The sequence below is a fragment of the Mitsuaria sp. WAJ17 genome (assembly GCF_014174515.1).
Taxonomy (GTDB): Bacteria; Pseudomonadota; Gammaproteobacteria; order Burkholderiales; family Burkholderiaceae_C; genus Roseateles_B.
Genome location: NZ_JACJUG010000001.1, coordinates 320,309 through 338,272, shown reverse-complemented (window position 1 = coordinate 338,272; position 17,964 = coordinate 320,309). Strand labels below are relative to the sequence as shown.

Below are 17,964 nucleotides of genomic sequence, written 5' to 3'. Positions count from 1 at the left end.
GACAGGGCGCGCGCTGCGCTCACAATGGCAGCCCAGTCCCACCTGCCCTGCGCGCCCGTGCTGATGCCCCGCCCCGGTCTCTCCCCGCTGTTCTCCGTCCCCCTGCTGATGATGGCGGCGGCCGCCGCATCGGCCCAGTCCGCGCAGCCGGTGGGCAAGCCCATCGTCTACTGCAGCGAGGCCAGCCCCGAGGGCTTCGACCCGGGCCTGTGGGACAGCACCAGCACCAACAACGCCGTGCGCCAGGTGTTCCAGGGCCTGCTGGGCTTCGAGCGCGGCGGCACGGCCCTGGTGCCGCGCCTGGCGCAGCGCTGGACGGTGTCGGAGGACGCCCGCGTCTTCACCTTCACCTTGCGCCGCGGCGTACGCTTCCACACCCGGGCCTGGTTCACGCCCTCGCGCGAGTTCAACGCGGACGACGTGCTCTTCACCTTCAGCCGCTTCCTGGACCCGGCCCATCCCTTCAACAAGGCCCTGCCCGGCAACTTCATCTACCCCAACAACCTGGGCCTCGCGAAGCTGGTGCAGACGCTGGAAAAGCTGGACGACCACACCGTGCGCTTCACGCTGCGCGAGCCCAATGTGGTCTTCCTCAGCTGGTTCGCCATGCCCTTCGCGGGCATCCACTCGGCGGAGTACGCGCAGCAGCTGCTGCAGCGCGGCGAGCCGCACAAGCTCAACAACGCGCCCATCGGCACCGGCCCCTTCGCCTTTCGCAGCTATGCCAAGGACGATGTCCTGCGCCTGGAGGCGAATCCCAGCTATTGGGCCGGCCAGGTGCGCACGCCCAAGCTGATCTTCGCCATCGCCCGCGAACCCAATGTGCGCATCCAGAAGCTGCTGGCGGGCGAATGCCAGGTCAGCGCGCCGGCCCGCGACATTGACGTGCCGGTGCTGGCGAAGCGAGCGGACATCCAGCTGCTGCAGGTCCAGGCCCTCAACATCAGCTACCTGAGCTTCAACCTCGCCAGGGCGCCAACCAACATCCGCGCCGTGCGCGAGGCCCTGGACATCGCCATAGACCGCCCGGCCCTCTTCAAGGTGCTGTTCCCGCGCGGCGACGCCACGCCGGCCACCAGTGCCTTCCCGCCGGCCATCCCCGGCTTCGACCCCTCGCTGCGCAACGAATACGACCCCGACCGCGCCCGCCGACTGCTGGCCGAGGCCGGCTTCCCGCAGGGTTTCGCCATCGATCTCTGGGCCCTGCCCATCGCCCGACCGACCAATCCCAACGGCCTGCTGCTGGCCCAGATGATCCAGCAGGACTGGGCGCGCATCGGCGTGCGCGCCAGCATCAAGACCTACGAGTGGGGCGAGTACCTCAAGCGCGCCAACAAGGGCGAGCACGACGTCTACATGAGCGGCTGGAGCGGCGAGAGCGGCGATGCCGACGAGTTCCTGACCCCAAACCTCAGCTGCGCGGCCAACCGCAGCGGCGTGAAGTTCTGCAACACCGAGTTCGAGCGCCTGATCGACGCAGCCCGCGCCACGCCGGACGCCGCACGCCGCGCCGCGCTCTATGGCCAGGCCCAGCGGATCTTCAAGCGCGAGCGGCCCTGGATCCCATTCGCCCATTCCACGCTGTACCTGCCGGTGCGAGCGGACGTGAAGGGCTTTGTGATCAACCCCAATGGCGGGGTCGAGTTCGAGAAGGTCTGGCGCGAATGAAGCCCTCCCCCGTTCCCATGATCGCCTGTGAGGACATCGCCGCACACCCCGACTTCCAGTCGCTGCGTGGCATGAGCGAGATTGACCTGGACCTGCGCTATGCCACGCCGGACAACTACGTCAGCCGTGACGTCTATGGTCCGCTGGACTGCGCCTACCTTCGCAAGGACGCAGCCGATGGTCTGCGCCGCGCGGCGCAATGGCTGCAGCGGCAGCGGCCGCAGTGGCAGATCCGCGTCTTCGATGCGCTGCGCCCGCAGCGGGTGCAGGAGGCGCTCTACGCCGAGCTGGAAGGCACGCCGCTGGTCCTGTACCTCGCCCACCCGGAGGGCGGGTCCCTGCATTCCTTCGGCGTGGCGGTCGATGCCGGCCTGTTGGACGAGCACGGTCGGGAGCTGGACATGGGCTCGGGCTTCGACGAAATGTGCCTGCTGTCCCATCCCGACCACGAGGCCGAGCACCTGGCCCAGGGCCTGCTGACGGCGCAGCAGCTCGCGCACCGCGGCTGGCTGCGCGCGGCAATGCGGGCCGGCGGCTTCCACACCATCGCCACGGAATGGTGGCATTTCGAGTTCGGCGACCGCAAGCAGGCCCGCGCCACCCTGCCGCGGGTGCTTTGAAGGAGTCCCGCATGGACCGACGCCATTTCCTGCAGGCTTCGGCCTCGCTCGGCCCGCTGGCCACCATGGGCGCCGCGAGCGCAAGACCTGACCCCGGGCAAGCGCCCCTGCTGCGCCCGCGCCGACTGCGCCCCGGTGACACGATAGGCTTGATCAGCCCCGCCAACGCCAGCTTCGAGCGCGAGCCCGTGGCCTTGGCCATCGAGGCCCTGCAGGCCCTGGGCCTGCAGGTGAAGCTGGGCGCGCATGCGCTGTCCCGACGCGGCCAGTTCGGCGGCAGCGATGCCGAACGCGCCGATGACATCCACCGCTTCTTCGCCGACGACGGCGTCGCCGGCCTGCTGGCCCTCACCGGCGGCTCGGGCTGCGCGCGCATCGTGGACCAGCTGGACTACGGCTTGATCCGCCAGCACCCCAAGTTCTTCGGCGGTTTCTCCGATGTCACCTGCCTGATCAATGCCATCCACCGGCAGACCGGCCTGCTCACCTTCCATTCGCCTTTTGCCGGCTCCACCTGGACCCGCTTCACCACCCAGCATTTCCGCGCCCTGGTGATGGAGGGCGAAGCCCCGCTGCTGCGCAACCCCGTCGGCGAGCAGGGCGGGGACCTGGTCCAGGCCCATGACCGCGCCTGGACCCTGCGCGGCGGACGGGCCCGCGGGCGGCTGGTGGGCGGCAACCTCGCCGTGCTCAGCGCGATGGCAGGCTCAGCCTATTTCCCCGACTTCGACGGCGCCGTTCTGTTCCTGGAAGACATCAACGAGTACATCTACCGCATCGACCGCATGCTGGCCACGCTGCGCCTGGCCGGCGCCCTGCGCCGCCTGGCGGGCGTGGTGCTGGGCCAGTTCACCAGGTGCGAACCTGGCGACGGAAACTATGGCACGCTGACCCTGGACGAGGTCTTCGAGGACTACTTCGGCGGCCTGGGCGTGCCGGTCTACCGCGGCGCCATGATTGGCCACATTCCGCGCAAATTCACCCTGCCCATCGGCGCAGAAGCCGAGATCGACGCCGACGCCTGCAGCCTGCGCATCCTGATGCCCGCGGTGGCTTGATCGAAGGGGCTCAGTTGCAGGGCGCTGCAGGCAGGGCGTAGGGCTGCAGCAGCTCGGCCATGCGCCCGCTGCGGCACAGCTGCTGCAGACTGCGCTGGAAGCGCTGCTGGTCGGCCACGCTCAGGCGCTGGCGGCTCAGGCCGAAGTGGTAGCCGATCTGCTTGACCGTGCCCACGGCCTGCAGGGGCGGCATCTCGTTCTGGGCGGTGAGCCACAGGGCCACGGCCTCGTTCATCAGCACCACCCCTTGCGGGCCGTAGCGGCCCGCGTGCAGCATGCGCAGCACGGTGAGGTTGTCGGGCTCGATTTGGGATTGGAACTGCTGACCCCGGGCCAGTTCCGCCAGCGTCAGCGAGGTGCCGGAGGGCCCGTAGGCAGCCACCGTGCGGCCCTCCAGCGAGGCGGGGCCCTTGTACTGCAGGCTCTCGCCCTGGCGGCCGAACAGCGTATAGCGGGCCTGCAGCACGGCCGACGAGAGCGCGAAATACCTGCGCCGCTCCGGCGCGTCGGCCACAGCGAACAGGCCGTGGGCCTCGCCCTGCTCCGCCAGGGCCAGGGCGCGGCGCCAGGGCATCACCCGGACCTCGCAGCGCCAGCCCAGTTGCTCGCAAGCCTTGTCCAGCACGTCCACCATGGGGCCGGCCGGCCTGCCGGCACGCTCGTAGGTGTAGGGCGGAAAGGGCTCGGTCAGAAAGAGGCGCCAGGGCGCCGGCGCGGCGGCGGCCGGCAGGGCCACCGCCCCTGCGCACAGCAGGCTCAGCACGACAGGGCGGCCGGGGAGGCTGTCGGTGGCGAGCCGCGGCATCAGGGGCATGAGGTACTGTCTCCCGGGATGAGACCGCAAGCATAGGGCCTGCGGGACGCGCATCCTGCCGGCCAGACCCGGTGGGGGTTGTCAACGCGGCATGCGCACCACACAGGCCGAGGCCGGCAAGGCGTAGGGGCGGATCAGAGCGGCATTGCGCCCGTTGCGGCAGTTGGCCTGCAGGGCCTCGTCGAAGCGCTGGAAGTCGGCCTCCGTGAGCCGGGCCTTGAGGAGGCCGAAGCCGTAGCTGATCTCGCGGGCCACGCCGGCCATCTGCAGGCCCTGCAGCTGCTCCTGCTTGAGCAGCCACAGCGCCACGCTCTCGTTGATGAAGGCCAGGCCCTGCTCGCCATAGCGGCCGTGGACCAGCTTGCGCAGCACGGTGGCGTTGTCGGGCTCCACATGCACCGACACGCCGGGGCCGTCCTGCAGCAGCTCGTTGAGCGCCATGGACGAGCCCGAAGGGCCATAGACGGCCAGCTCATGGCCCTCCAGGCTGGCCGGCCCTTCGTAGCGGTAGCTCTGGCCGCTGCGGCTGAACAGGGCGTAGCGGGCGTTCAGCACCGGGCTGCTGAAGTAGAAGAGCCGCTCGCGCTCGGGCGTCTGCAGCAGGGGGAAGAGACCGTCCAGGCGGCCGGCCTCGGCGTCGGCCAGCGCACGGCGCCAGGGCAGCAGGGACAGCTCGCAACGCCAGCCCAGGCGCTCGCAGGTAGCCCGCAGCACCTCCACCATGGGGCCGGTGGCCCGCCCCTGGCGGTCAATCACATAAGGCGGGAAGGCCTCCGTCCCGAAATGCAGCACCGGCGGGGGCGCGGCCACAGCGGGCTGCAGGCCCAGCAACAGGTTCAGATTCAGGCTCAGGCACAGGGTCAGGTGCAGGGGCTTCATGCGGGCAGCATAACGCCGGCAGGGAGGCGGCCGGATCAGGACTGGCCCGCCAGCCAGTCCACGATGCGATCCAGGGCTGGGCGGCCCACCCAGAGGGCCGACTCGTCATTGAGCATCAGCACCAGCACCCAGGGCCGTCCGCGGCGGTCCTTCACCAGGCCGGCCAGGGCCGCGACATTGTGCAGCGTGCCCGTCTTGAGCCGCGCCCGCCCCTGGGCCTGCGAGCCCTGGAAGCGCCGGGACAGGGTGCCATCGACGCCGGCCAGCGGCAGTCCGGCCAGCCAGTCCGGCGCATGGCGGCCCTGAGCGGCCTGTCGGATCACGGCGGCCAGGGTCTCGGCGCTCATACGCTCGCTGCGCGAGAGGCCGGCGCCGTTGTCGGGCACCAGCTCGGGAGCCTCGATCCCCTGCTCGGACAGCCAGCGCTGTACGGCCTGCGCGGCACGCTCGCGCGTGGGCAGGGCGGCGTCAGTGGCGGCCTGCTGGCCCAGGCGCAGATAGACCAAGCGCAGCTGCACGTTGTCGGAGCGTTTGAGAGCCCCGCGCAGCACCTCGGCCAGCGGCCGACCCCAGCGGGTCTGCAGCACGCGGGCCTCGGCGGGAGCGCGCCCGCTGCGCAGCTCGCCGCTGATCGTGCCGCCCAGCGACAGCCACAGCTGGCGCACCGTCTCGCCCAGCAGCCACTGGCGGTCCAGCAGCTGCAAAGCCTGGCTCACCCGGCACTCCACCGGGAAGCGGCCACTGAGCAGCAGGCGCGGCGGCGTGCCGCCCTGGCCGGGCTCGAAGCGCGGCTGCAGGGGCAGCACGTCCCAGTGCCGGCAGGGCGCCTCGGCCAGGCTCAGGCCGCTGGTATCGACCTGCAGCTCGGGCCAGGCCGGCAGGCGCGCCTGAACCGGGCCCACGGTGCCGCTGGAAAGCTCCAGCAGCTGCACGCCGCCCTCCAGCAGCAGAGCATCGGGCACGACGTTGTAGGGGAAGCTGGGCGTGTCGTCGAAGTCGGGGGTCTGCAGGTCCTCGCGCTCGGGCACGAAACCGCTGCGGTCCAGCACCAAGCCGCCGCGCAGCTCGCGCACACCGGACTGGCGCAATTCGCGCAGCAGTTGCCACAGGGCAGCGCTGTCCAGCTCGCCATCACCACCGCCGCGCAGGTACAGCGGGGTCTCCAGGACGCCGTCGCGCACGGTCCCCGTACTCAGCAGATCGGTCCGCGCGCGCGCACTGGGACCCAGTTGGTCCAAGGCCACCGCCGCGGTCAGCAGCTTGGCCACTGAGCCCGGCACCATGGGCCGGTCCGCCTGCCAGGCATAGCCGGCCTGGGGGCGGTCCAGGGGAAAGGCGCGCAAGGCCAGGGATTCAGGCGGCAGGCCGGCGCGCTGCAGGGCGGCAGCCACCGGAGCGGGCAGGCGGCTGGCGGCGCGGGCCGGGGCGATCAGCCCGGCGCAGGCCAGGGCCAAGCAGGCGAGCTGCGTCAGTTGGCGCGAACGATGGAGGGGTGAGGCGAAAGCGCTGCGGTGCATGGACCGCAATGTAGCGCCCGGGCGGCGTCCGGTCGGCACGGGACCGGACGGCGGCGCCAGGCGGGCGGCAACCGGGTGTCAGCGCAGGTAGTCAGAGACGCCGTGGCGGAACTTGTCCTCGAACTGGGACTGGCACTGTTCCCATTCCTCCAGCGTCGAGTCCTGGACCTCCAGGCCGTCGATCTTGCTGCTCCCGACGATATTCAGAGGCCGGGCGATGGCATTCATCGCGCTGCGTCCCAGCGCGGCCATGCGGGCCATGCCGGTCTCGGGATGTGCGGCCCCGCGGGGCTTGGTCAGCTGTGCCATGGTCCACCTCTACGGCTTCAGTGGTGGATCCAGTGTGCGCCGTCGGAGGCGGGAAAGCCATCGCATCTGCGGCGCAGAAGCCCCCCGTTTCAGGGGACCGTCACCTGTTGAAGTGGCAGGGCACCGAGGGTGCTGGGATCAGGGGCGAGGCTCGACCTGGGTGGCCACGAACTCGCGGATCTGCTCCACCATGGGCTGCACGGCACGCGGGGCGTCGATGTCGCCGGCCAGCACATGCTGCCCGGGCGATTCGCTGTAATCAACCTCGATCAGCTGCTTGCGCGGGCTGCCGATGCGCTCGAAGGCGGCGCGGACCTCGGTGACGTCGATCACGGTGTCACGCGGAGACATCATCATCAGCGTGGGCGCCTGGATCTTGCCCAGCTCGCTGCCACGCACACGCTCGACCAGGGCCATCATCGGAAAGAGGGCCTCGGTGGGATAGCGGTGGGTCCAGAAGCGCGCCTTGCGCTCGTTGGCGGGCGTCTCCTGGTACTCGGCACCCTGTACCAGGCGGGCGATGCTGCGACCCCAGGGCCAGTTGATGATGGCGGCCTTGGGATCGCGCGGCCCGAAGTTGGGAGAGATGAGCACCCAGCCGGCCACATCCTTGGCTTCCTCGCGCTGGGCCAACCAGGCAGCCAAGGTGGCGCCGGTGGAGGCGCCCACCACCAGCACGCGCTCACCGATGCGCTGGCCCACCTGCAGGGCTTCCAGCGCGTCGGCCTTCCACTGGCCCAGGCTGGCCTGGCCCATGGCCTCGCCGGGCAGGCCGTGGCCGGCCAGGCGGGTGTAGAACGTGTTGCCGCCCAGGGCCTGGGCCAGGCGCTCGGGCACGGGCGCCATTTCCTGGCGCGTGGCGGAGAAGCCGTGCAGGTAGACCACGGCCCAGGGCGCGCGCAGGCGGCCCTTGTCGCCCCAGACGATGTGCTTCTCGGTCTGTGGGGTCAGGCCGGCGATGCGGGCCTCGCCCGCTGCCAGCTGGGCCTCCAGCGCGTCCAACTGCTCGGGCAGGTGGACGGGCTTCATGGGGGCGGGCTCCCAGGCGATCTCGCTGTTGCGAGGGCCGATGGAAAAAACCAGGCCGCAGGCCAGCAGCGCCAGCGAGGCGCCCCAGGCGATGCGGCCTGCCCGGCTCACGCCAGCACCGCGGCCATGGCATTGGCCACGGCTTCCACGTTCTTGGTGTTGAGGCCGGCAACGCACATGCGGCCCGAGCGGACGAGGTAGACGCCGAACTCGTCCTTCAGGCGGTCCACCTGCGCGGGCGTGAGGCCCGTGTAGCTGAACATGCCGCGCTGGTGCAGGAAGTAGTCAAAATTGCGGCCCGGCAGCTTGGCCGACAGCACCTGGTGCAGGGCATTGCGCATGGCCAGGATGCGCTCGCGCATCTCCTCGACCTCGCCTTCCCACAGGGCGCGCAGGGCCGGGTCGCCCAGCACCTTGGCGACCAGCTGACCGCCGTGCATCGGAGGGTTGGAGTAGTTGCGGCGGATGGTGGCCTTCAGCTGACCCAGCACGTGGCTGGCCTGCTGGGCGTCCGGGCACACGACGGACAGGCCGCCGCAGCGCTCGCCGTAGAGGCTCATGTTCTTGGAGAAGCTGTTGGCCACGAAGAAGCACAGGCCGGCATCCGCCATGGCGCGGATGGCGAATGCATCCTGCTCCAGGCCTTCACCGTAGCCCTGGTAGGCGATGTCCAGGAAGGGCAGCAGATCGCGCGCCTTCAGCAGGGGGATCAGGGTATCCCACTGAGTGGGGGTCAGGTCCACCCCGGTGGGGTTGTGGCAGCAGGCGTGCAGCAGCACCACGCTCTTAGCGGGCATGGCCTGCACGGCCTCCAGCAGTTCCTTGAAGCGCACGCCGCCGCTGACCGGGTCGTAGTAGGGATAGGTCTTGACCGCGATGCCCGAGCCCTCGAAGACGGCGCGGTGGTTGTCCCAGGTGGGGTCGGAGACATAGATCGCGCTCTCGGGGAAGTAGCGCTTGATGAAGTCGGCGCCGACCTTCAGGCCGCCGCTGGAGCCCACGCTCTGGATGGTGGCCACGCGGCCGGCCTTCAGCACCTCGGCGTCGCGGCCGAAGAGCAGGGCCTGCACCTCGCTGCGAAAGGCGGCCAGGCCTTCCATGGGCAGGTAGGGGCGCGCACCAGCGGACTCGACCACCGCCAGCTCGGCCGTGCGGACCGAGTCCATCATGGGGATGCGGCCGTCGTTGTCGAAGTAAATGCCAATGGACAGGTTGATCTTGCCGGCCCGCGGATCCTTCTGGAAGGCTTCGTTCAGGCTGAGGATGGGGTCGCCAGCGTAGGCGTCAACGTGTTGGAACATGACAGATCACTCCGGGGTCTGAGACAGCCTGCCATTATGCGGCCGGGGGCCTGGCGCCGGGCTTCGCGGCCGGCAGCCCAGGCCCGCCAGGCCCTGGCGGGCGCCTTCGTCCCTGATGAGGGGAGGCTTGCCCCACGCCGGGTGCGCGCGCAGGGCCACTGGGCGCGAGTCTATGCCAGGGGAGCGGCCTTGTTCGCGTGCCGAAGGGCACCCGTCAGGCCGCGTCTTTGCTCGCGCCTCCCGACGCCAGCCAGTGCGCGAAGCGCCCGTGCGGATGCGACCAGGCCAGGGCCTGAGGCGCCTGCCCCGCCCGGCGCCATTGCCACAGCGTGGCGCTGCCCGCCGACACCCCTTCGGGCCGGGGCGGCAGGGCCGCATCGGCCGGCCAGTCGCTGTCGGCCAGGGATTCGGCCGACAGCCACCACAGCCCCCGCTCCTCCATCAGCCGCTGGACTCGCTGCCCGAAGCGGTGGCGGTCGGCGGCCTGGAAGTAGTAGAGCACCCAGCTGTGAAACAGCACGGGTTGCACGTCAGGCGGCAGGTCGTCCAGCCAGGCCTCGAGCAGCGCCAGCCCGTCTGCGGCACCCTGCACCGGCCAGTCGCGCGCCCGTGCCACGGCGAGGGCGGACTGCAGGCGCTCTCGACGCTCACGGTCATGCGGCCACAGACAGGCCAGCAGCCAGCGGGCGTCGTCTGGCTCGGCGGCATGCAACGGGCTCAGGTCCACGCCCTGGCGCCGGACCAGCTCGAAGCCCGCCTGCGCCGCGGGCAGCATGCCCTGCCAGCGGCAGCTGATCTGGGGCGAGGCCAGGTCCTCAAGCGCGCCAGCCTCGACCGCTCGACCGTCCTCCCCGAGGAAACGGTAGCGATAGGCATCCACGCCGAGGTTGAGCCCGGCACTGCAGCCGAAGTCGAACAGGGCCAGGCGTTGGCGGCCGCCGGCCCGGGCCAGGTGCTGCAGGGCGGGCCACAGCAGAGCGCATCGGCCGATCTCGTTGGTCTGGGTGGCCCGCTGCCTCAGCAGAGCGCGCAGCGCCGTTTCATGGACGGCGACGAAGCCGGCCAGCGCGCCTGCCAGGGCCTCGTCAGGCAGCCGCTGGCCGCCCACGGACGGGAAATAACCGGCCAGGGCCGACTGCGGCGCCGCCATCACCAGGGCGTGCACAGCCGCCAGGTAGAGATTGGGGCGGGCCTGCTCCGGCGGCGCTTCGTCCATCAGCGTCAGCAAGGCCGGCTGGGCCGCCAGCGCCCGGCACAGAGCCTGATAGAGCGGATCCTCGGGGCAGTCCTGCTCGGCGAAGCGCAGGAAGGGGGCGGCCCAGTCCGCACGCCCGGGCGGGACCGTTGCGAAGGTGGAGGACGCGGCAGCAGGCAGGAAAGTCATGCATCTAGCTTAGGCGCACAGCCCGCGCAGAATAGTCGGCTACCCGACAATCTGCACATGCCAGACTCCCCGGCCCCCAAGACGCCGCTCGGCCGCCCCCTGCGGCCAAGCCCACGCCCGAGCGCCCGCGCGAGCACCCGCGTGGACCTGCGGACCGCCTTCACGACGGTGCTCGAGACCCTGGCACCCGGCCTGCCTCTGGATGACGCGCACTGGCTGCCGCTGGCGCCGCTGCTGCGCCTGCAGTCTCTTGAGACGGGCCAGACCGTCCTGCTGCAGGGCCAGTTGCCACAGGCCTTCTATGCTGTGGTGCAAGGCGAGATCGAGGCACGCTTCAGCGGCCTGGACGGCCAGGTCTCGGTGCTGGAGGCCATGCGGCCGCCGCGCCTCTTCGGCCTGGCCGGCTTCGTCTGCCGCCAGCCCTCGCGCTACGAGGCGGTGGCGCTGCGCCCCAGCGTGCTGATCGCCATCGGCCCGGCCGCCTACACCCGCCTGATGGACGAGCTGCCCGGATTCGCGCGCGCCCTGATGCAGGAATTCGCCAGCCGCTTCGCCGGCACGCTGGGCCTGCTGGCGGCCTCGCGCCATGCCACGGCGGCCGAGCGGCTGATGCTGGGCCTACAGCAGCTGGATCAGACCCACGGCGAGGACCTGCCCGGCCAGCCCGGCTGGCGCCAGCTGCGCGTCAGCCAGGCGGAGCTGGCGGCGCTGGCCAATGTCTCGCGCCAGACGGTCAACGAGTGGCTGGGCCAGCAGGCGCGCGAAGGCCGGCTGTGCCAGGCCTACCGCCGCATCCTGTGGCGGCCACCCACGCCGGGCGCCGGGGCGGCGGCGTCGCTCACAGGGTCTTGAGGTACTCCAGCAGGGCGCGCTTGTCCGCCTCGGGCAGGGTTGTGCCAGCCAGGTGGCCGCCGTTGGAGTTGCCGGGCAGGCTGGTGTCGAAGGCAGAGGGCCCCTGCTCGCTCACCTGGCCGACCCGCATCGGGTCGAACTCGCGGCTGCCGACGAAGAATCGTGCCGGCCGCTGGGCCACCGGCTGCAGCAGGGCCCAGAGATTGGGCACCGAGCCGTTGTGCAGATAGGGCGCCGTGGCCCAGATGCCGTTGAGCGGTCGCGCCTTGTAGGTGGCCAGGCTGGGCGGCGGGTCCTCGCGCGGCGCGGGCGCTGCCAGCGCCTTGTCGAGCAGCTCCTGCGTGGGCCGCTCATGCGTCCAGCCGGCCGGCGCCTTGAACTGGCCAGCGCCGCGCAGCTCGTCGGCCAATTGGGCCTCGTACTGGATGATCAACGCCCGCAGCGTGGCCATCCGGGCCTCGCGGGTGCTGAGCATCACGCCGGTCGCCCCCTGGACCACGATCGTCGCACCTTGCGCGTCGTCGCCAAACCGGTGCGGGAGGTCGGTGATGACGGGCGTGCCCTTGAGCCGACCGGTCAACGCTTTGCGCATGGCGACGGCGGTGGCCATGGCGGAGTCGGTGCCGACGTCATGCATCTGCGCGGTGATCCGGCGGAAGGGGTTGGTGCGCTCGATGGGCAGGTGGCATTGCGCGCACTGCTGACCGTAGATCGCCTCGCCCTTGCTGGCCAGGGCGCGGTCCAGCGGGCCCAGCACCTTCTCGTCCCATTGCGGCGACCACAGGCTGCGCAGCCAGCCCTCCAGGTGGCCCAGGGCGACGATGTCCACGGTGCTGGGATAGCTGCAGCCCAGGGGCTTGCAGTCCTCGATGCGCAGGTGACCGAAGACGCCCAGCACCTCGCCCACATTGCGGGTCACCTCGCCCAGGCCCAGCGGGCCGTTGGGGGCGGAGCCGTTCCACTGCACCTTGTCATGTTGGGGGGTGTCCCAGAGGAAGGGATAGGACACCGGTGCATTGGGCGGCCGCGCGTTGTCCGGCTGGTCCAGCGCCGTCACCAGCACCTGGTTGAAGATGTTGCCGAAGGCGTCCAGGCGGGCAAAGCCCGGATCGTGCGTTGGCCTGTTCAGGGCCAGGCGGGCCGCGGACTCGCGCACCTCGCGTGCGAGCTCCTCGCGCAGGGCCTTCTGCTGGGGCGCGCTGGTCTGGCCCAGGGCGGTGGCAAAGCGCTGGAACTTGGCCTCGTCCGCCTGCGTGGCCTGTAGGGCCGCCACCAGCTCGGCATAGAAGCGATCGAAGCTCGACAGGGCCGGAGCGCCGTCGATGCGCAGGCCGCGGCCCTTGTAGTTGATCTGGCCGGTATGACAGGCGGCGCAGCTCATGCCCATCCAGTCCTGGCCCTTGCTGCTGGCCTTGGTGAAGCCCACGGGCAGGCCGTCCGGATTCCAGACGCCCGGACCGGGCGCGGCAGGCAGGTAGCCCAGCTGCTCGATGTGGGCATCACTGCGAAACAGCTCGGTGCTGCCGGCCTGCTCCAGCACCAGGAACCAGCGGTAGGGGACGATCTGCGAGCCCTGCGAGGTGAACCAGTAGGACATGCGCGTGGACTGGTCCCAGCCCTGGTCGAGGGTATAGACGGACTGGGGGCCGACCGCGTCAGGCAGCGGGGCGTTGTCCGGCGTGGGCTTCATGGGCGACCAGAGGGCGCAGGCGGCCAGGGCCAAGGCGGCGACGGCCGCGGCCGCGTGGGCTCTTGTGGGGGTCCTTGTCATGACTTGCTCCCAGTTACAAAGTCACGACGACTGTAGGGAATGGTGAAAGATTGACCGGGATCACTTGCGGGTGATGTGCTAGGGATGGCGCCGACAATGAAGCCATGCTTTCCCCGCCCGCCCAAGCAGAAGCCGACTGGCCCTCGCCCCTGAACCTGGTCCTGCAGGACTCTGAGCTGCTGCAGCTGCAGCGCGGGGGCGACGAGGGCCTCATCGAGCTCTCCAGCGCCCTCGTGCACTGGCCCAGCCTCAGCCAGCGCCGACCCCAGCAGGGCTGGGTCTGGCCCTTGCGGCTGCGATGCTCGGGTCTGGAGTCCTGGGAAGTGCGGGACTTCACGCCGGGGCGCATCGTACAGGCCCGCCTGACGCTGGATGGGCAAGACCTGACCCCGCAGCTGCCTGCATTCCATGCCGGGCGGGTGGCACTGCAGCTGGAGCTCGCGCGCGGCGGCAGCCTGCACCTGCAGGCCCGGACGCTGCGCATCGGGCTGGAGGGAGCGCTGCTGCGCGAATCCCTGGCGTGCTGACGCGGGTCAGTTGCCCAGCGCGGCCTCGATGTCGGCTCGCAGGGATTCCGGCGTGTCGTTGGGGGCGTAGCGGCGCAGCACCCGCCCGTCGCGGCCCACCAGGAACTTGGTGAAGTTCCACTTGATGGCCTGCGTACCCAGCAGGCCGGGCTTTTCCTTCTTGAGCCACTGCCACAGCGGGTCGGCCTTCTCGCCGTTGACCTCGATCTTGGCCATCATGGGGAAGCTCACGCCGTAGTTGATTTCGCAGAAGGACGAGATCTCGTCATTGCTGCCGGGATCCTGGCCGCCGAACTCGTTGCTGGGGAAGCCGACGACAACCAGGCCTCGGGTGCGGTAGTCGTGCCAGAGCTGCTCCAGGCCCTTGAACTGCGGCGTGAAGCCGCATTCGCTGGCGGTGTTGACGATGAGCAGCACCTTGCCATGCTCGGCCGCCAGCGAGAAGGGCTGGCCGTCGATGGAGGTGGCGTGAAAGTCGTAGATCGTCTGTTGTGCCATGGGGGGCTCCTTGGATGCCGGATATTAGCCCTGGCGCTTTTCCAGCGCAGCCAGCAGGGCCGCCCCCACAATGCACAGGCCACCGAAGGCCGTGCGCAGGCCCAGGGTCCCGCCACCCCAGGCCAGGGAGGAGATCGCCGCGAAGGGCACCTCACAGAGCATCACGATGGCGGTGACATTGGCCGGCAGTCGGGCTGCCCCATATTGCAGCGACAAGTTGGAGAGGAAGAACAGCAGCGCCATGCCCGCCAGCGGCAGCAGCCACCAGGCCGAGGCCAGGGCCGGCCAGGGTGCCAGGCCCTGCGTTGCCATCAGCGTGGCCGCCAGGGCCGAGACCCCCACGCCGCCGCTGAACATGGCCAGGGCGCGGGCCTCGGGGCTGCGGTCGGCCTCGCGGCGCAGCATGACGTTGTTCAGCGCGAAGGACATGCCGCCCAGCACGCCCAGCCAGTCCGGAAGGCTGGAGGGCAGCGGCAGCCCGCCGCCCGCCGGCGCCAGCACTGCCGCGGCGCCGCCCAGGGCCAGGACCATGCGCAGCAGGGCCAGGCGGGTCAGGTGCTCGCCCAGGATCAGCCGCGCCAGCAGCACCGCCCACAGCGGCATCAGGTAGAACAGCAGCACCACCCGCACCACGTCCCCCGTGGCCACGCCCCAGTTGAAGAAGGTGTTGGTGATGCCGGCGGCCGCCATGATGGGCCACAGCGAAGGTGTGGTCAGCAGCTCCCGCCAGGCCTCGCGACGCAGCAGCAGGATGACCAGCCAGGACAGGAAGAAGAAGGAGACCGTCGCCCACAGCGGGTGGAGCCCGGCGGACTGGAACTGGCGGAACGGCCACCAGGACAGGCCCCAGACCAGGGCGTTGAAGATCAGACCGAGGAATGCCATGCGGCGAGGCGCGCAAGAGCCGGCGGATGCGAGTGCCGGAGAGAAACGATGGGGTCAGGTCATGCCTCGGGTGCAACCGGACCATGCGGACCATGTCACTGCTTACAGGGCATGGGTTGGCTCGCTGCAACAACCCCTTGAAATCCATTGAGAAGCCGACACACTGCCGACCCACGATGCCCAGGGTTTATAGCATGGTGTCCGGAAGAAGAACCGTACTCCAATCTGGACGCCGTGCAGCCAGCCTCCGGGAGGCCGGCCGCCCTTCGATGAGCCCCATGAATTAGGGAGAGCCCGACTTGGACCACTTGGCCTGCTTGACCCCGGCTGATCTGCAAGCGAAACCGGCACCCGACCTCAGCGCCTACCGCTGGCGCCTGCTGGCCCAGGGTGATTCCTGGTTCAGCTTCACCGCCGCGCAGATGAATGCGCACGCCAATCTGCTGGAGGAGCTGGTCTTCCGGGACAAGGCCCTGGCCGTCAATTGCGCCGGCCAGAGCAATGCCCTGAGCCACATGGTGGACCTGGAGTCCGCACCCGAGTTCGTTCGCCTGCTCAGTGCTGACGATGTGCCCGCCTGGGACGGCATCCTGCTGTCGGTCGGCGGCAATGACCTGGTCAAGGCGGCCCAGACCCCGGCCCATCTGCCCGGCGGCGAGCCCGTGGCCCTGCACCTGCGCCTGCTGCGCCGCCAGACCGAATGGGGCCCGCCCTCGGCCGGCGTGGCCCGCTACTTCTCGGAGCCCGGCTGGGCCACCTATGCCGACTACCTCAGCGCCAACCTGCGCCACCTGCTGAGCCTGCGCGACCAGGGCCGCTCGGCGGGCAAGCCGGTCTTCATGCACAGCTATGCCGTGCCCATGCCCCGCCCCGCCGGTGCCGAGGACGCCTCGGGGCCCTGGCTCTACCCCGCGCTGAAGGCCTATGCCATCCCCGCCGCGGACTGGGCGGCGGTCAGCCGGCTGATGGTCTACCACCTGGCCCAGCTGCTCAAGCGCCTGGCGGCCGACCAGCAGCTCTATCCTGGCCTGCATGTCTTCGATTCCACCGCCGTGCCCCTGGCCCTGGCCGCGCCCGGCTCCAGCGGCAACAGCGGCGACTGGTTCAACGAGATTCACCTGAACCACAGCGGCTGCTTCAAGATCGCGCGCGCCTGGAGCGAGCACATCGAGGGCGTGCTCAACGGGAACACGGGCGGGAAGAAGAAGGCCTGAGCGCGGTGGGCCGACCCTGAGAAAGGGGCGCTCGCAGCGCCCCTTTTGCTTGTCCGCAGGCCGGCCTCAGTGCTTGTCGCTGCGGGCGATGGCCAGCAGGCGCTGCACTTCCTCGGCATGCTGCACGCAGTTGCTGCGGTGCCAGCGCTGGATCAGCCACATGGTACCGGCCACGACCAGGCCGAAGATGGTGATGGCGCCGAAGGCCGACATGCCCACGCGGGTCATGCCCGTGTACAGCGCACCCAGGCCCAGGATGCAGGCCTGCTCGTTGAAGTTCTGCACCGCGATGGAACGGCCTGCGCCCATGAGGTTGTGGCCGCGGTGCTGCAGCAGGGCGTTCATGGGAACGACGAGGTAACCGCCGATGCCGCCGAGCAGAATCAGGAAGGGCGCAGCGATCCACACGTTGTGGATGAAGTTCATGAGGATGACCAGCAGGCCCATGACGATGCCCAGAGGCACCACGGCCGTTGCCTTGTCCAGGCGCATGACCATGGACGCCACCACGGCACCCGCAGCGGTGCCGATGGCAACGACCCCGACCAGGCTGGAGGCCTGCGTCGTGCCATAGCCCAGCGCTGCCAGGGCCCAGGCCAGCACGATGTAGCGCAAATTGCCGGAGACGCCCCAGAACAGGGTCGTGGTAGCGAGGGAGATCTGGCCCAGCTTGTCTTGCCAGAGACGCGAATTGCAGTTGGCGAAATCGCGCACCAGATAGAGCAGGTCCCTGCCCATGGGCTGCAGGGCGCTGTCGGTGCGCGGGATGCGCAGGTTGAAGGCCGCGGCCAGCAAGTAAAGGCTCACCAGAGCGGCGATGGCCGCCTCGGCAGGGGTGTCGATACCGGTATCGACCAGAGGCACGTCCAGCGCCAGCAGCCGCGGCGCGATGTGCTGCCCGACCAGTTGGCCGCCCAGCAGCACGCCAAGGATGATCGAGGTAATGGTCAGGCCCTCGATCCAACCATTGGCCTTTACCAGCTGCGACGGCGGCAACAGCTCGGTGAGGATGCCGTACTTGGCCGGCGAGTAGGCCGCAGCCCCCAGGCCAACGACCGCATAGGCCAGCAACGGGTGCAGTCCCGTCAGCATGAGCAGGCAGCCCACGACCTTGATGCTGTTCGAGACAAACATCACCCGGCCCTTGGGCACGGCATCAGCGAACGCGCCGACGAAGGGTGCCAGCACGACGTAGAACAGCGCGAACATGGGCACCAGGGCCGCGCGCTGCCACTCTGGAGACCCGCCACTGCGCAGCAACTCCACGGCGGCGACGAACAACGCGTTGTCAGCCAGCGAGCTGAAGAACTGCGCCGCCATGATGGTGTAGAAGCCTTTTTTCATGGACCCGAGCTTGTGAATACCTGTCTTATCGAAGCAAAGGAGATAAAAGCCGTGCCCCCGTAAACGCCTCACAAAACTTCACAAGCGGGCCATGCTGCGGCGGGTTTATAGCACGCACACCTGTGCATGCCATGACGTCAGGGCCCGGCGGCCCGTGGGCGGCTGCAATCCTTCGCAGCGGCCAGCGGATGCCGACGACGGCACGAAGGGCCTGCGGGGGCCAGGGTGCACCGCCGGAGCGCTGCCGATTCGGCCCAGGGCCGCACCGCTTTCCCGGCCCAAGCCAGGCCTGCA

The 17,964-nt window shown here is 69.9% G+C and carries 17 protein-coding genes; 6 read left to right on the top strand and 11 right to left on the bottom strand.

The window, feature by feature from the left end; all coding sequences use genetic code 11:
- Nucleotides 1-24: 24 nt before the first annotated feature.
- Genes H5407_RS01510 through H5407_RS01500 form a run of 3 tightly spaced genes read left to right on the top strand, consistent with a single transcriptional unit; the run spans nucleotide 25 to nucleotide 3,346 of the window.
- Nucleotides 25-1,668, top strand: coding sequence for an ABC transporter substrate-binding protein (locus H5407_RS01510; RefSeq protein WP_183102632.1), 1,644 nt, complete (start codon nucleotides 25-27; stop codon nucleotides 1,666-1,668).
- Entirely contained in the window at nucleotides 1,665-2,288 is a 624-nt protein-coding gene (locus tag H5407_RS01505) for a M15 family metallopeptidase (RefSeq protein ID WP_255501003.1), read from the top strand. The genes H5407_RS01510 and H5407_RS01505 overlap by 4 nt, the downstream gene beginning before the upstream one ends.
- Before the next feature lie 11 nt (nucleotides 2,289-2,299).
- Nucleotides 2,300-3,346, top strand: coding sequence for an LD-carboxypeptidase (locus H5407_RS01500; protein ID WP_183102631.1), 1,047 nt, complete (start codon nucleotides 2,300-2,302; stop codon nucleotides 3,344-3,346).
- Between the two features lie 10 nt (nucleotides 3,347-3,356).
- Here the strand turns inward: H5407_RS01500 and H5407_RS01495 are convergent, their stop codons facing one another.
- The 7 genes from H5407_RS01495 to H5407_RS01465 all read right to left on the bottom strand — a co-directional run bounded on the left by H5407_RS01495 (nucleotide 3,357) and on the right by H5407_RS01465 (nucleotide 10,579).
- Entirely contained in the window at nucleotides 3,357-4,160 is an 804-nt protein-coding gene (locus H5407_RS01495; RefSeq protein WP_183102630.1) for an ABC transporter substrate-binding protein, read from the bottom strand.
- Between the two features lie 81 nt (nucleotides 4,161-4,241).
- Nucleotides 4,242-5,039 (bottom strand): ABC transporter substrate-binding protein, encoded by a 798-nt coding sequence (locus H5407_RS01490; RefSeq protein ID WP_183102629.1) that lies wholly within the window; start codon nucleotides 5,037-5,039, stop codon nucleotides 4,242-4,244.
- A 35-nt stretch (nucleotides 5,040-5,074) separates the two neighbouring features.
- Nucleotides 5,075-6,556, bottom strand: coding sequence for a D-alanyl-D-alanine carboxypeptidase/D-alanyl-D-alanine-endopeptidase (gene dacB / locus H5407_RS01485; RefSeq protein ID WP_183102628.1), 1,482 nt, complete (start codon nucleotides 6,554-6,556; stop codon nucleotides 5,075-5,077).
- Nucleotides 6,557-6,634: 78 nt separating this feature from the next.
- A complete protein-coding gene (locus H5407_RS01480) occupies nucleotides 6,635-6,865 on the bottom strand; it encodes a hypothetical protein (RefSeq protein WP_183102627.1) in 231 nt (76 codons plus the stop codon).
- Nucleotides 6,866-7,003: 138 nt separating this feature from the next.
- Nucleotides 7,004-8,005, bottom strand: coding sequence for a carboxylesterase (locus tag H5407_RS01475; protein WP_183102626.1), 1,002 nt, complete (start codon nucleotides 8,003-8,005; stop codon nucleotides 7,004-7,006).
- Entirely contained in the window at nucleotides 8,002-9,195 is a 1,194-nt protein-coding gene (locus H5407_RS01470; protein ID WP_183102625.1) for an amino acid aminotransferase, read from the bottom strand. The genes H5407_RS01475 and H5407_RS01470 overlap by 4 nt, the downstream gene beginning before the upstream one ends.
- A gap of 214 nt (nucleotides 9,196-9,409) precedes the next feature.
- Nucleotides 9,410-10,579, bottom strand: coding sequence for a DUF2332 domain-containing protein (locus H5407_RS01465; RefSeq protein ID WP_183102624.1), 1,170 nt, complete (start codon nucleotides 10,577-10,579; stop codon nucleotides 9,410-9,412).
- Between the two features lie 57 nt (nucleotides 10,580-10,636).
- On the opposite strand from H5407_RS01465, the gene H5407_RS01460 reads away from it, so the two are divergent.
- Nucleotides 10,637-11,431, top strand: a complete 795-nt coding sequence (locus H5407_RS01460; RefSeq protein WP_183102623.1) for a Crp/Fnr family transcriptional regulator — start codon at nucleotides 10,637-10,639, stop codon at nucleotides 11,429-11,431.
- Here the strand turns inward: H5407_RS01460 and H5407_RS01455 are convergent.
- Nucleotides 11,418-13,202: a di-heme-cytochrome C peroxidase gene (locus H5407_RS01455; protein ID WP_183102622.1), complete on the bottom strand. Its 1,785-nt coding sequence runs from the start codon at nucleotides 13,200-13,202 to the stop codon at nucleotides 11,418-11,420. The two genes, H5407_RS01460 and H5407_RS01455, sit on opposite strands and share 14 nt — an antisense overlap.
- Nucleotides 13,203-13,306: 104 nt before the next feature.
- On the opposite strand from H5407_RS01455, the gene H5407_RS01450 reads away from it, so the two are divergent.
- Nucleotides 13,307-13,729: a hypothetical protein gene (locus tag H5407_RS01450; protein WP_183102621.1), complete on the top strand. Its 423-nt coding sequence runs from the start codon at nucleotides 13,307-13,309 to the stop codon at nucleotides 13,727-13,729.
- A 6-nt stretch (nucleotides 13,730-13,735) separates the two neighbouring features.
- Here the strand turns inward: H5407_RS01450 and H5407_RS01445 are convergent, their stop codons facing one another.
- Complete coding sequence (locus H5407_RS01445; RefSeq protein ID WP_183102620.1) at nucleotides 13,736-14,227, bottom strand: glutathione peroxidase; 492 nt, start codon at nucleotides 14,225-14,227, stop codon at nucleotides 13,736-13,738.
- A 24-nt stretch (nucleotides 14,228-14,251) separates the two neighbouring features.
- Nucleotides 14,252-15,112: a DMT family transporter gene (locus H5407_RS01440; RefSeq protein ID WP_183102619.1), complete on the bottom strand. Its 861-nt coding sequence runs from the start codon at nucleotides 15,110-15,112 to the stop codon at nucleotides 14,252-14,254.
- 299 nt (nucleotides 15,113-15,411) lie between these two features.
- On the opposite strand from H5407_RS01440, the gene H5407_RS01435 reads away from it, so the two are divergent.
- Nucleotides 15,412-16,326, top strand: a complete 915-nt coding sequence (locus H5407_RS01435) for a hypothetical protein (protein WP_183102618.1) — start codon at nucleotides 15,412-15,414, stop codon at nucleotides 16,324-16,326.
- Between the two features lie 66 nt (nucleotides 16,327-16,392).
- Here H5407_RS01435 and lplT read toward each other — a convergent pair whose 3' ends face one another.
- Nucleotides 16,393-17,670: a lysophospholipid transporter LplT gene (gene lplT / locus H5407_RS01430; protein ID WP_183102617.1), complete on the bottom strand. Its 1,278-nt coding sequence runs from the start codon at nucleotides 17,668-17,670 to the stop codon at nucleotides 16,393-16,395.
- Nucleotides 17,671-17,964 lie beyond the last annotated feature (294 nt).